Origin of the sequence: Legionella fairfieldensis ATCC 49588, assembly GCF_000621525.1 — a bacterium.
Lineage (GTDB): Bacteria > Pseudomonadota > Gammaproteobacteria > Legionellales > Legionellaceae > Tatlockia > Tatlockia fairfieldensis.
The window spans coordinates 54,756-68,731 of the sequence record NZ_JHYC01000004.1 but is presented as its reverse complement, the minus strand read 5'-3'; the positions used below and the strand labels follow the sequence as shown (position 1 = coordinate 68,731).

Genomic DNA, 13,976 nt, shown 5'->3' with positions numbered 1-13,976 from the left:
CATAAGGCTATTATCTGAAATGTTTAGAATTTACATGAGCATCCGCCTGTAACTCCTCCAAATGCGATTTAAATATAGCGGTTTGCTTGATCTTTAACTCATCCAGCCAGGAAGCAATCTCTTCATGCCCATTCTTCCTCGCTGTTTGGGCCGCAGTAAGACCAACTTTATCCGTCACCGTTAAAGAGGCCCCCTCTTCTGCGAGCATCTTCACTATCTCAAAGTTGCCCTCTATAGCAGCCATAAAAAAACCGGACATTTCAAAATCACCCACCTTATCCGTATAAACAGCCCCGTCATTAAACAACTTCACGAGCGCCGATGAGTCACCATTCTTGATGGCTTTAACCATCAAAGCTCCATCCTCATCATGCCTGATAGCTTCTCTATTTTTCTTTTGCTCTAATAAGTCAATAATATCTTGATTTAAATGAGATATCTCTTTTTCTCGTTCGGGAGTGAAAAAATCTGATAGAAACTTTTTATCTACAGTATCTCTATTCATTTTATTGATTAATTGACTTTTTAAAGATAACACTTCATGGGTCCTTAACAAAGCCCCTAATTCTTTATGACCATTTTCCATCGCTATTTCTGAGAGTTTTTTCCTGGATCCTGCTCGGCGGTAACCTAAATTAGATCCATTTTCTAGCAGTACTTCGACAATTTCTTTATTACCCAAATTAGCTGCTATACTCAAGGGCCCTCTTTTCGAAGTAAAATCTCTAGTGCGTGGATCGCTTAGAAGAATCTTTACAATATCAATATTCTGTTTTTCCACAGCTAACATTAAAGGAGAAGTCTTACGTGCCTCATCATTCTCTTTGAAAAACCAATGGAACTGAATATTAGGATTTGCTCCCATCTCTAAAAACACTTCCACTAATTTACTATCTTCCTTCTCAATAGCGTAAAATAACAAAGTCGGGATCTTGCCAGGTACGAAACTGTTAATATCCAGATCTTCTTCACTCAATACCTGGTAAAGAGCTTCATAATCTTTATTTTCTATTGCACTAATTGCCGCTTTCAGCAGACCCTCATTCATAAATGAACCATTTTAATTAGTTTTGATAGGTAAATTATTAATCAAATCCGCTTTTAAGTCAATATTTAAACAAACTGTATTTAAAATTAATTGATAGGTAATTTTGGACCCACAGGGACAATCTGCGTAGGGTTGATTGTTTTATGACTAAAATAATAATGTTGCTTGATGTGCCAGAAATCCACAGTTTCACGAACACCGGGATGATGATAAAGCTTCAGCAAATAGGCTTGTAAAGCAGGATAATCGCTGATTCGTTGTTGATTAGCCTTGAAATGACTAAAATAAACCGCATCAAAGCGAATTAACGTTGTAAAAAAACGCCAATCCGCTTCAGTGATTCGTCCAGCGACTAAATAATCATGTTTGCTTAAATGTTTTTCCAATTCGTCCAGCACCGTAAAAAGCTCATAATACGCTTTTTCGTAGGCTTCCTGAGTGGTCGCAAAACCACATTTATATACCCCGTTATTAACCGCATTGTAAATTTTATCATTCATTGCATCAATTTCCCCGGCAAACGCTTGTGGATAAAAATCCTGTTTATCGCCGGTTAAATGATTGAATGCCTGATTAAATTGACGAATAATTTCTGCTGATTCATTAGAGATGATAGTTTGTTCTTTTTTATCCCACAATACCGGCACCGTAACTCGTCCCGTATAATGCCGATTAGCCTTGCAATAAAGCTCGTAAAGATAACGCAATCCATACAGGTTATCCCCTGTTGCACCTCGTTCAGCCTTGAATTCCCAGCCATTTTCCAACATATGAGGATGAACAATGGAAAGACTGATATAAGGTTCCAGCTGCTTTAATGTTCTAAAAATAAGGGTGCGATGCGCCCAGGGACAAGCCAATGAAACATACAAATGATAACGATCTTTTTCCGCCGGAAATCTGGCCTTTTTATCGGGTAAAATAGCTTCTCTGAATTGAGCAGATTCTCTTTTAAAGGTACCTTTTGTTTTACTGGTGTCATACCAGTTATCGTGCCATTGACCCTCTATCAAAAGTCCCATGATATCTCCTTGACAGCACCCCTTTTTATTTATCTTAGACTAAAAGAAAACGAAAGCTCTTCTGAATCTCATTTAAACTGAATTTATTCAAAAAAAGAGAAAAACTCATCCACGCACCAAGAGCAGCAAGATCACGAAATGGCAGCGGTAAATAAACAGGGGATATAAGTAATTCACGATCACGCAATTCGGTTAACAAGGGTAGATCATCAAGGACTAATTTGCCGGTAAATAGCAAGGGAATGGCATCAATACGATGCTGACTAATTGCAAAACGCATGAAATTATATATCAATAAAAATCCTTTTGCATAAGATAAATCTTTGGTAAATGGCCCACCCTCCGGCGTACTCCCCCGAAAAATACGAACAGTATGGTTGTAACTGTCTTCTTCGCTCAAGCCGCACTCGATAAAATAGCGATAAACATCAATAAAATTGGCACCCTGCCTTACCATATCAAGAGCAATGACACGATTGGTTATTCGTCTCACTCGACCCGGATAGGAGGACAGCGTTACTATCTCTGTTATGACTGCCAAACCCTCCTGAATCACACTGCTGGAGGGAGAACCTTTTGATAAAAAGAAACAATAGGGTTGTGTAGCACCATTCAACGTCGTGCCTACATGAACCCATCCTTCATGAACTTCCAAATATCGAAGATCGCGATCACTAAATCTCGCTTGCTGGCTCAATTTGATATTATCGGCACCGGCTGCTGCATCGGCTACCATATCGTCACTAACCATCACAGTAATTTTACCAGGATGTTTATCAAAAAAATGACTTAAACGCTCCTGTAACAGGTGTTGCGCCTGGGCAGGCGTATAGCGCTTGATATCTGCATCCGATTGAAGTTGCACATCCAAAGCAGTCAGCACATCAAAAAGAAGCGTCCCTAACTCCGACAAACGAGGACCACCAGAATAAAATGCATCATCAGGACTACCATATAATTCTTTAGCCAGATCGCTAAAAGCAGGTGTTCCACGAGCCGCTAACATTTGTGCTGCACGTGAATACTCTTCACATTGACGCTTAATCAGTCGCGTAATTGCCGAATACTGTCCCAATTCATTATGGGCATCCCGTAAAATTAAACGAAACTCTTCCTGCTTGGTTACTGCATCGAAAGGTAATGGTTTATTGTCGTAATACGTTTTGTCCACAGCAGGCATACGCTGCCCTTGATGGCGAAAAAAATCCTGCTTGATGGAATCATCCCATTTAATACTATCCAGAATGCGTATCTTGCTTTGCGCCTCTACAATACGCCGGGACAATTCCTGAATGACTCTCAACTCGTTTGATTCTGTCGACATTCTCCAACCTTTCGTATTAGTCAGCTTTTGCTTTTAAAGCCTGATCTGCCGGCGGTACAATACTTATCAGCGCATTTTGATTTTGTGGTGGCAGATCATAAAAATGACTGATATTAGTATCAGTTAAAGGCGGTGGTACTATAATATTAACGCCATTTTTACTTTGCAAATATCGCCTTTCCCCATTGCTGATATACTGAGAACAAGACGTTAAACACAGGGTGACTACAAGAAAGGATACCTTTTTTTTCACAACGATTCCTCATTTAAATAAGCTGTAGTGAGCGAAGCGTCTGTTCTAACGCAGGATGATGTTCTTTTGATAACCTTGTCAAAGGCAAACGCAGCTCTCCACTCATCAAACCCATTCTGCTTAAAGCCCATTTTGCAGGAACGGGATTGGGTTCGATAAACAATAATTGATGCAACGGCATTAACTGTTCATTAATTCGCAAACAAGCCGCGTGGTCGTCATCCAAAGCCGCATCGCACAATTTGGCCATTTGCCGGGGTGCTACGTTGGCTGTTACCGAGATCACACCTTTCGCCCCTGCCAACATCCATTGCGCTGCAGTTAAATCATCACCGCTAAATACATCCAGACTGTTTTCACAACCGCGCATTAGTTGCTGCAAACGTGTCATCTGTCCCGTAGCGTCCTTTATTCCCACAATATTGGATATTTTGGCAAGTCTTACTACCGTTTCAGGTAACAAATCACAGGCCGTACGACTTGGAACATTGTAGAGTATAACAGGTATCGGTACTGAATTGGCAATGTGACTATAATGCTGATAAAGTCCTTCCTGCGTAGGCTTAATATAAGCCGGCGTCATAATTAATGCAGCATGGGCACCGCACTCCATGGCTTCTTGAGTTAAGGCAATACATTCTCGGGTAGCATTTGCTGCCGTACCTGCAATAACTGGAATTCGTTCACGAGCCTGTTCTATTACGGTTTTTATGACCAGTATTTTTTCCTGATGGGATAATGTTCCCGCTTCACCCGTTGTTCCCGCTGCAACAAGCGCATGTGTTCCTGCTGCGATATGAAATTCAACCAGCTCCTGTAAACGAGACACATCCACTTTATCATCAAGCATCGGTGTTACTAAAGCGACGATACTCCCTCGAAACATAATGCCCTCTTTTTCTAAAAATGATTTGCCAATACTACTGGGGGATAACTATTTTCTCAAGATAAAAAATTCTGCATTATTTAAGTCACTTTTCTTCTACGCATGTTGCTATCGCGAAAAGTGGAGTAATTTTGAATACTCTATGAATTTTATACCCACTTTTTCTATAAGACTTTTTTAAAAACTTTAGCCTCATAATGGTGAATAGTCACTATTATACTATTCACTTCTTGTAATCATTCCTTTTTAATCAGGGTGAGGTACTACGTCCTTCGGTTGCCCCTGAGGGTAAGCTCGTGACACCACCTGGACAAAATGTGACCTGGTAACTGGTTAACAAGGGAGTGCCATTATCTTCAGTGCATTGAAAAGATGAGGATGGATCATCAAATTGATAAGAATAAGCGGTGGGGCAAGCCTGTTTTAACCATTGAATCGCTTGGAGTGGCGTATAGTTACCAATAGGTGCTGCGATTTGATTAGTTGTCCAGTCTAAATTCCAATCAGGCTGATAATTTGGACTACCATTTCCACATTGTTCAGCAGGTAAAGTAATATTCCAATCGACACATCCTCCACAGTGTGCAAAAAAGGAATTCCCAATTTGGTAACATGAATTGAGCGATCCATTGTTAGTTATACCAGGGATAGACAATAACACATTGTATGCCGGATAGGTGTTCCCTGGTAAAACAATATTGGTCCCACTTACTAATTGTGTACCATAATTATTTCCACCGGTTTGACCTGCAATTTCAATCCCCATGCCATAGAGTGTAAATAAGTTTCTACTTCCCCATTGAGCAAGGTTAATGTAGGCTGCATCATTAACTAAGGGATTATAGCCCAGAAAACCACCTTGGCGTCGATTAATCGGCCCCGGTGAATTTCCATTGGATTGAGGAAATTGGCTATAGGACATGCCACAATTGATCCCGTCAGTACACCCGTCATCGGCTCCGGGGATTACCCAGTAAAAGTCACTATTAATTGAAGAAATTGGGATAGTCGATTCAGGATTTAAATCCCAAGAACAATTTCCAAGCGTATTATTGGATGCAGGTTGAAGCAAAGCACCTGCGCCAGAACAGTTATACACGGTACTTGGTGTATTACCAGTGCTTGGTCCAAATGCTTTGACTTCTACAGGAACAGTCATCCCGTTGATCACTGAAACATCATAGACTCCGTCTCCGCCAGGTGTACTGACAATAGTTGCCTCAAACTTGGTGAAAGGACTTTGAGGCTGTACTGGCCCACTTCCTCCATCTGGCGGTGAAAGACAAGTTGCGCTATTAGCCATTGTTTGACAGGTTCCAGTTGCACAATTAAATTGGCCACTTTGCATAGTACACCCCGTTCTCGGCCAAAATGCGCCATTTTGATAGCTTGTCATGGAGACATCAATGGTAGAAGGTGCGACATTTGAAGTTTGTGCGGCAAGGTAATAAGCGCTGGCAGGCGCACCGCTTGGGTAGGTCGTTAAATTAGGATCTTGTGATTCACAAGCTGGTCCTGGACAACTACTATTACCACCATTTGCCACACCATACCAAACGTCAAAAGGACATTGATTGACAAATACAACGTGATGAGTCGGTTGATTATTAGAATTCACAGTGGTTGCAGTGGTATTACCTGTTGCAGGAGAGGAGCCTCCTGTTGGCACGCTTGCAGTCACTGTCAAACCGGCTGCATTAATCGGTGGTGCAGGAATAACCGATGCAGTGATGGTGCAACTTTGACCGGGTAGTAATGTTTCATTTGAACAATTATCATACGTTGCAGGGGGTTGGGCAACTGTACCGGTAATAGTGGCACTCCCTGTTGTTGCCGTAATTGCTACTGTGCCTAAACTGATATTATCAGTAGCGCATGTATTTGTGATCTGAAATTTTACCATATTATCCGCATACAAGTATGTGCTTGTTGGTAAAGGTAACAGGGCGTTCACACTTGCAGAGGTACAGCCAGATTGAGTTTGAATTGCAAATGATTTTTGGATTGCGGCAGTTGCTTGATCACAAGTCACTTGCGCGGTTAATGTGGCATTATTTGTATTTTGCAAACTGCTTAACTGACCATAAATAGTGCATGGTGGATCACCAGGATTAAGAGTTACAGGAGAGCTCACCGTTCCGCAGGTTCCCATAGCAGGAACATCCGTTGTCACGATAGCTGCAGACAATGGATTGATGGTTAATTGATTCTGTCCAGGCGCTGTTCCCGCTCTACAATGAGTGAGCGGCCTATTTCCCGTGTTGCTGAATTGAGCGGTAATAAATGGCGCCTGATTAGTATAGAATAAACTGGGAAAAGGAGCTGGTTCAGAAAACTGCCCTGTTATTGAAAAATGACTTGATGGGGATGCTATTGCAGTCCAGACCGGTAAAGGAATAACATCCCGATTATATTGATAGGTGAGTTGAAATGTTGCGCTTCCTGCCACTATTGGATTAAAAAATACATTAATATTGCAACTGCCACCTGGCTTTAAAGTATTTTGGTTACATTGATCAAAATAGGTCAGCGAGAGACCTGACGCTCGAATCATAGTGGTGATTCTCGTTGGCCAAGGTAATTGATTGGTTAACGTATAAATAGCTGATGCCTGTTCACCGGCTTGAATATTAACGAAATTAGTCGAAGGGGTTAATCTCCACGCAACCGGATCTAATCCGGCAAAGCCTGTAGATAGAAAAGAAACACCACAAAAAAAGATTAGGCTTCTAAAGTTATTTTTACTCATCCTGCTTCCTTTAGTCAATGAGATAAGTGACGCTAAATAAAAGAGTATTTGCCTGATAAGTACCCAGGTATAGCGATTCTGGAAACCATGTACTCTGGCCTTTTCCTGAGGAGAAATCACCTAACGATTCAAACTCATAGCCTACAGAAAGTAACCAATGCCGGGCATAGAAGAAATCCAAACCTGCTCCAACATGATAGGTAAAATGAGTTAATGTGTGATTTGCGTAAGCAGGGCTGACTCGTGGTGTCACCTCCGGCAAAGCAGTTTCCCTGTAAGAACGAGCCTGATTAAAAGAAACACCTAGCCCACCATTTATATAGGGTAAAAAATTTGAAAAATTAAATAAATTTAATTTAGTATCCGCAGTCAATGCCAAAGCAGAAAGTTTCCAATTATAATTGTAATTTAGAAACTCCGGGATACTATACTGCATGATGGTCTTACCTACATTAGCAGGCAATACATATTGTAATCGTCCACTGAAAGTATAATGGTCTATCGTGGACAATTGAGTGGTCATTCGATGCCCCACTGTTAATGCAATAGTTCCCGGATTTGACTGTTTCACTGAATAAATATCTACATTTCCAGGCGCTGGAACATCTGCTCCATTATCGATTAAGATTTGCCTATCCATTAAAGGGAAGAACACACCGCCCTGTAACTGAACAAACCACTTGCTGCCATCCAAGCGACAATCTTTACACCTGCTGTCATTTTTAAAATGCTGTGCGGTTGATTGAATTTGCTCAACTTGTTTACTGTGTACTGAAGTAGTTATCTTGTCATGATGGGGTTTTGTAGGTTTAAACACCATTACTTGTGAACGATTATGCGTATGAGTGGTCAATTTATGGAGTACTCGAAGGGTGGTAATTGGACCAATATATACAAGGTATAAATTTCTTTTTCTTTTAATTCTGGCTTTATACCCTTTAGCATCAAGCGTGAGTTTCATCCTCTGTGCATTGTTATAATTTACATAAGCTCCAATGTACACAGTATAGGGCGCTGGCGATTTACTGTTAACCTTATGAATATTACTTAAACCCCACACATTGGTCCCGGCATGAATATAGCCATTTAAAAAAATAAAAGCCCCTAAAAGATAACCCGTTAAAAAAATCGGTTTATTCATAATCTATCCTTAGCTGAACCACTGTAAATCCTTTATCCCTTTGTACCGGGCAAAAAATTCAAAGAGTACCGATTGCCCATGAAAGTTGGCAATTTGCGTTAATAGCTACTTTTTGTTCGGTATAAAGCCTTTCACCTGCAATCAAAAAATTATCAAATACAATGACGTTTAAATCTATTTACCAATAGGCCCCCACTCTCTCCAAATTTTCAGCCCTTGTCAATGCATCGCTTCTTGGCATTAAATAATTCACAAAAAAAAATGATTCAATATTAAGCATATTGTTTATTTTGTACTAATATACTGTTTGAGGGAACAACAAACAAAAAAAGGAAACAATCATGAAAAAAACAATTGCTACTTTATGTTTTGCTGGTTTAACCACTTTAACTCTCAGTGCTTGTACTTCCACTCAGGTTGGTACAGGAGTGGGCGGTGCGGCAGGAGCTGGTTTAGGTTACGTGGCTACAGGTGGTAGCGCTGTAGGCTCTGTTCTTGGAGGGGGCGTGGGTGCTCTTGTGGGCTATCAAGCCGGAAAACAAGATCGCAGATATTATCGCAATGGTTATAAACGTTATTACAATAGCTATAACACGCCTGGATACCGCAAAGGGTATTATCGTAATAGTTATTATCGCGGTGGCTATTATTACTAATAATACCTTGCTTAAAACACTTCAAACCCTGATGACCGTCAGGGTTTTTTTATATCAGGCAAAATCGAAAACTCACTGCTATACTGGTAAAACAATATCTGACAAGGACGTGAGTCATGCGATTAAAAGATAAGGTTGCCATCGTAACGGGAGCCGCCAGTGGAATTGGAAAAGAAATCGCTCTCGTTTTCGCAAAAGAAGGAGCAAAAGTTGCTATTGCCGATCTTAATCTTGAACAGGCGCAACAGGTTGCGAATGATATTAATGAAATGAAAGGCCAGGCAATGGCTGTTGAAATGAATGTTATTGATGAATCGCAAGTTAATCAAGGTGTAGACGCCGTAGTCAACCAGTTTGGGGGTATTGATGTGCTCGTAAGTAATGCGGGCATACAAATTATCGAACCTATTGATAAACTTGCCTATGCCGATTGGAAAAAATTACTTTCCATTCATTTGGACGGCGCTTTTCTTACTACCAAAGCCTGCCTGAAATACATGTACGCGGCAGGAAAAGGAGGTAGCATTATTTATATGGGGTCTGTTCACTCCAAAGAAGCGTCCAAACTGAAAGCCCCTTATGTCACCGCCAAACACGGCTTATTGGGTTTATGTAAGGTGGTCGCTAAAGAAGGTGCGGCCTATGGCGTTCACGCCAACGTAATATGCCCGGGTTTTGTCCGTACTCCTTTAGTAGATAAACAGATTCCGGAGCAAGCAAAAGAACTGGGGATAAGCGAAAATGATGTCATCCAGAAAGTCATGCTTAAAGACACCGTAGACGGCAAATTTACAACGGTCGATGACGTTGCTCAAACCGCACTATTTTTTGCATCGTTCGGCTCCAATGCCTTAACAGGGCAATCGCTTGTTGTAAGTCATGGCTGGTTTATGGAGTAAGAGTCTCAATAATAACCAATTATTAAACAAAAGCACATCATAGAGGAGATATTTGCCATGGATGAGGCGCAAGTAAGAAAAAAAGCATTTGCGATGCCTATAAATAGCCCTTCTTATCCACGCGGACCCTACCGCTTTGTTAATCGGGAATATTTTATTATCACTTATGAAACGGATATGGAGCTTCTTCGAGACGTTGTGCCTGCTCCTCTGGAGGTCGCCGAACCGCTGGTTCATTTTGAGGTAATAAGGATGCCAGACTCTACAGGTTTTGGTGACTATACCGAGTCAGGTCAGGTTATTTCCGTTTATTATAAAGGTAAAAAAGGCAGTTATACTCACGCGATGTATCTTGATGATCAACCTCCTATCTTTGGTGGCCGGGAAATCTGGGGGTTTCCCAAAAAACTGGCGCAACCTCGCCTGGCTATCGAGAAAGATACCCTGGTAGGCACTCTGGATTATGGCGATAGCCGCATTGCCACAGCCACAATGGGCTATAAATTTGATACGCTTGATAAAAAGACGATTACTGAATCGATGTTAAGCTCTAATTATTTATTAAAAATAATTCCTCACGTTGATGGCAGTACTCGGATTTGTGAACTGGTCGAATATAAATTAGAGGATGTAACGATCAAGGGAGCATGGACGGGGCCGGCTCAATTACAACTATTTCATCACGCCCTGGCCCCTGTTGCCCAGCTGCCAGTAAAGAAAATAGTGAGTTCGGCGCATATTTTGACCGACTTGACTTTACCCTATGGCCATGTGGTACACGACTATTTAAAGTGAAAAAATTTTCCATAAATCAGAGAAAATAGGTTAGCTTAGGTTGAATTGTTTAAATTTATGTTTCAAAATCAATTAGATAGTTAATTTAGGGATGATAAATGCTCATTTTGCTTGGGTATACGGTAATTTTACTGTCAGTCTTTGGGGGGTTTGCATTAGCTGGTGGTCATCTGGCAGCCATTATTCAGCCTGTTGAATTACTCATCATTGCCGGAGCGGCGATTGGTTCGGTTATTGTAGGGAATAAAGCCAGTGTATTAAAAGCGATTGTTAAAGCATTGCCCAGTGTTTTTCGCGGTTCGAAATCTGCCAAAGTGATGTATAGAGATTTATTGGGTTTACTGTACGCTTTATTAAATAAAGCGCGCCAGGAAGGACTTATGTCGCTTGAAAACGATATCGATGATCCGAAGAGCAGCCCGATTTTTTCTAATTTTCCCCGTTTAATGACACAACACCACCTCATGGAATTTATTTGTGATTACTTTCGATTAATCATCACTTCCAATATGCAAGCCTTTCAACTGGAATCGTTAATGGATAGTGAAATTGACACTTATCATCAAGAGGAACTTATTCCAGTGAATGCCATTACAAGACTGGCTGATGGTATGCCGGCCTTTGGTATTGTCGCGGCTGTTTTAGGGGTAGTCCATACGATGGAATCCATTGATTTGCCTCCTTCCGAGCTGGGTGTTTTGGTTGCTCATGCCCTGGTAGGTACTTTTCTCGGTATTTTACTGGGATATGGGTTTGTTGGTCCCATCGCTACTGCCATGGAACAACGCGCCAATGAAACACTACTCATGATGAATTGTATTAAGGTAACGTTATTAGCAAGCATGCATAATAATCCACCTGTTATTGCCACAGAATTTGGCCGTAAAGTCCTGTTTTCTGCGGCAAGACCTTCGTTTAATGAATTGAATGAAGAAATTAAAAGTGTCAGATCATGACATCCCTTAAAGGAGATGGTGATGGCTGGATCTAATGAAAAAAATCCGATTATTATAAAAATAGTCAAGAAAACACCGCATGCTCATCATGGCGGCTCATGGAAAATTGCCTATGCTGATTTTGTTACTGCTATGATGGCTTTTTTCTTGCTCCTGTGGTTACTGACGTCAGTCAATAAAGCACAACGAGAAGGAATATCCGAGTATTTCAAGCAACCATTAAAAATTGCCCTGATTGGCGGTGACAGCATCGGATCAAGAAAAGAAACGATTCAAGGTGGTGGCGATAATTTCAGAAAACGAGATGGGCAGGTATCTGCCGATCAGACTGCGGATGGTGAAAAAAAGGAAAATCCACGTGATATTGTGCAGGAAATGCAGCATTTACAGCAACTAAAAGCGAATATCTTATTAACAGTGGATCAAGATCCCAGTCTCTCTGATTTAAAAAACAGATTATTAATGGATGTGGTTTCTGAAGGGTTACGTATTCAATTAGTGGATAATAAAAATAAACCCATGTTTCCTATGGGCAGCGATCAAATGGATCCCGAAGTAGAAAAATTGTTGACCCAAATCGCCAAATTATTAAACACTGTGCCTAATAAGCTTAACATCCAGGGACATACTGACGATCATCCCTATCAAAACCCAGAGGATATTAATCAGTCTAACTGGGAATTATCCACTCAAAGAGCGAATGCTGCGCGACGAACCCTGCTAAAAGCAGGCGTGCCAGAAGCTAAAGTCATGCAGGTTACAGGTTATGCTTCAACCGTTTTGCTCGATAAGAAAAATCCGCTGGCGCCAATGAACCGTCGTATTAGCATAATTGTTATGAAAAAAGCAATTGAAGATAAAATAATTAAAAATGATTAAAAATTGTCTTATAAAGGAAGTCGATCCACTTAAATAAGCTGTTCGATAAAAAGGATACCAGGATGAAAACCAGGCCAGTTTACATTGCAGGAAGTGCGCGTACTCCTTTTGTAAAATCACTGACTGTTTACCGTACTGTTTCTACTCAGGATTTAATGATTGCCTCATTACAACAGTTAGTAAAAAAAATGCATCTTGAAGGACGTATAATCGGTGATGTGGGCCTTGGCGCCGTGATCACCAGCCCTTTTAACTGGAATTTGTCACGAGAATGTGTATTAGGCTCTGCTCTCAATGCCCATACACCCGGTTATACTTTGCAAAGAGCCTGCGGTACCAGTCTTGAAACAACGTTGCAAATTGCTTTAAAAATAGCGAATTACCAAATTAATGACGGGATTGCTGGCGGAGTGGATACTAATAGTGATTTGCCTGTCCTGTTCAGTCATTCTTTTGCTCAAAAATTACTTCTTTTAAATCACGCCAAGGGTTTTTTTGCTAAATTAAAAGCGCTTGGTGCTTTTCGTCCCCATGATCTACAACCCCAATTTCCTGCTGTAGTTGAACCCCGTACCGGCTTATCTATGGGACAACATACCGAAAAAATGGTTAAGGAATGGGGCATTACACGCGAAGCACAGGATGAATTAGCGTTCTTAAGTCATCAAAAAGGCGTCAAGGCTTATGAGGAAGGCTTCTATGAGGATCTTGTTTTTGAATTTCATGGCATAAAGCAAGATAGAATTTTACGAAAAGATACTACATTGGAAAAATTGGCCCGATTAAAGCCCGCCTTTGATTTTAGTGGCTCAGGCACATTGACTGCGGGTAATAGCACCCTGTTAACCGATGGTTCATCAGCAGTTTATTTAGTCAATGATGAAGTAGCCACCCAATTTAATCATCCTATCCTGGCACGTTTTGTTGATGCTCAGGTTGCCGCTGTGGACTATGTACAGGGTGAAGGGTTATTAATGGCTCCTACTTTCGCTGTCAACTCACTTTTAAAACGCAATAAGTTATCGCTGCAAGATTTTGATTTTTATGAAATTCATGAAGCATTTGAAGGGCAAGTACTCTGTACATTAAAAGCCTGGGAATCCGACGACTATTGTAAAAGGGTACTTAAATCCGATGCTGCCTTAGGCCCCATTGATCACGCCAAATTAAATATTAAAGGGGGCAGCGTGGCTTTAGGTCATCCTTTTGCCGCCACAGGCACTCGTATTGTAGGTACCCTTGCCAAATTATTACATCAGAAAGGAAAGGGACGAGGCTTAATCTCTATTTGCACCGCGGGCGGTATGGGTATAGCCGCTCTCCTGGAAGCAGTTTAATGCTCACCAGAATTAGTTGCGCCCTGCTCTC

At 41.1% G+C, this 13,976-nt stretch carries 13 protein-coding genes; 6 read left to right on the top strand and 7 right to left on the bottom strand.

From position 1 onward, the window contains the following. Positions 1-10: 10 nt before the first annotated feature. From T345_RS0101295 to T345_RS0101265, 7 genes are all read right to left on the bottom strand, one after another. Positions 11-1,048 carry an ankyrin repeat domain-containing protein gene (locus T345_RS0101295; RefSeq protein WP_028387744.1) on the bottom strand — a complete coding sequence of 346 codons (1,038 nt, stop codon included), beginning with the start codon at positions 1,046-1,048 and terminating at the stop codon, positions 11-13. 86 nt (positions 1,049-1,134) lie between these two features. Next, positions 1,135-2,070 carry a glutathione S-transferase family protein gene (locus tag T345_RS0101290; protein WP_028387743.1) on the bottom strand — a complete coding sequence of 312 codons (936 nt, stop codon included), beginning with the start codon at positions 2,068-2,070 and terminating at the stop codon, positions 1,135-1,137. Between the two features lie 34 nt (positions 2,071-2,104). Next, the gene (locus T345_RS0101285; RefSeq protein ID WP_028387742.1) at positions 2,105-3,394 is read right to left on the bottom strand and encodes a flavohemoglobin expression-modulating QEGLA motif protein; all 1,290 of its coding nucleotides are present in this window, start codon (positions 3,392-3,394) and stop codon (positions 2,105-2,107) included. Positions 3,395-3,410: 16 nt separating this feature from the next. Continuing rightward, complete coding sequence (locus T345_RS0101280) at positions 3,411-3,647, bottom strand: hypothetical protein (RefSeq protein ID WP_028387741.1); 237 nt, start codon at positions 3,645-3,647, stop codon at positions 3,411-3,413. 13 nt (positions 3,648-3,660) lie between these two features. Then, positions 3,661-4,533 carry a 4-hydroxy-tetrahydrodipicolinate synthase gene (gene dapA / locus T345_RS0101275; protein ID WP_028387740.1) on the bottom strand — a complete coding sequence of 291 codons (873 nt, stop codon included), beginning with the start codon at positions 4,531-4,533 and terminating at the stop codon, positions 3,661-3,663. 250 nt (positions 4,534-4,783) lie between these two features. After that, positions 4,784-7,282 (bottom strand): thaumatin family protein, encoded by a 2,499-nt coding sequence (locus T345_RS0101270; protein ID WP_028387739.1) that lies wholly within the window; start codon positions 7,280-7,282, stop codon positions 4,784-4,786. A gap of 10 nt (positions 7,283-7,292) precedes the next feature. Beyond that, the gene (locus T345_RS0101265; protein WP_028387738.1) at positions 7,293-8,423 is read right to left on the bottom strand and encodes an SPOR domain-containing protein; all 1,131 of its coding nucleotides are present in this window, start codon (positions 8,421-8,423) and stop codon (positions 7,293-7,295) included. Between the two features lie 341 nt (positions 8,424-8,764). Here T345_RS0101265 and T345_RS13230 point away from each other — a divergent pair, with 341 nt between their 5' ends. The 6 genes from T345_RS13230 to T345_RS0101235 all read left to right on the top strand — a co-directional run bounded on the left by T345_RS13230 (position 8,765) and on the right by T345_RS0101235 (position 13,945). After that, entirely contained in the window at positions 8,765-9,079 is a 315-nt protein-coding gene (locus tag T345_RS13230) for a glycine zipper domain-containing protein (protein WP_084273704.1), read from the top strand. A 116-nt stretch (positions 9,080-9,195) separates the two neighbouring features. Beyond that, positions 9,196-9,978 (top strand): 3-hydroxybutyrate dehydrogenase, encoded by a 783-nt coding sequence (locus T345_RS0101255; RefSeq protein WP_028387737.1) that lies wholly within the window; start codon positions 9,196-9,198, stop codon positions 9,976-9,978. A 57-nt stretch (positions 9,979-10,035) separates the two neighbouring features. Then, positions 10,036-10,773: an acetoacetate decarboxylase gene (locus T345_RS0101250; RefSeq protein WP_028387736.1), complete on the top strand. Its 738-nt coding sequence runs from the start codon at positions 10,036-10,038 to the stop codon at positions 10,771-10,773. A 98-nt stretch (positions 10,774-10,871) separates the two neighbouring features. Further along, positions 10,872-11,729, top strand: a complete 858-nt coding sequence (gene motA, locus T345_RS0101245) for a flagellar motor stator protein MotA (protein WP_028387735.1) — start codon at positions 10,872-10,874, stop codon at positions 11,727-11,729. A gap of 21 nt (positions 11,730-11,750) precedes the next feature. Further along, positions 11,751-12,608, top strand: a complete 858-nt coding sequence (motB, locus tag T345_RS0101240; RefSeq protein ID WP_028387734.1) for a flagellar motor protein MotB — start codon at positions 11,751-11,753, stop codon at positions 12,606-12,608. Between the two features lie 62 nt (positions 12,609-12,670). After that, positions 12,671-13,945 (top strand): acetyl-CoA C-acetyltransferase, encoded by a 1,275-nt coding sequence (locus tag T345_RS0101235; RefSeq protein WP_028387733.1) that lies wholly within the window; start codon positions 12,671-12,673, stop codon positions 13,943-13,945. The last annotated feature ends 31 nt before the right edge of the window (positions 13,946-13,976 follow it).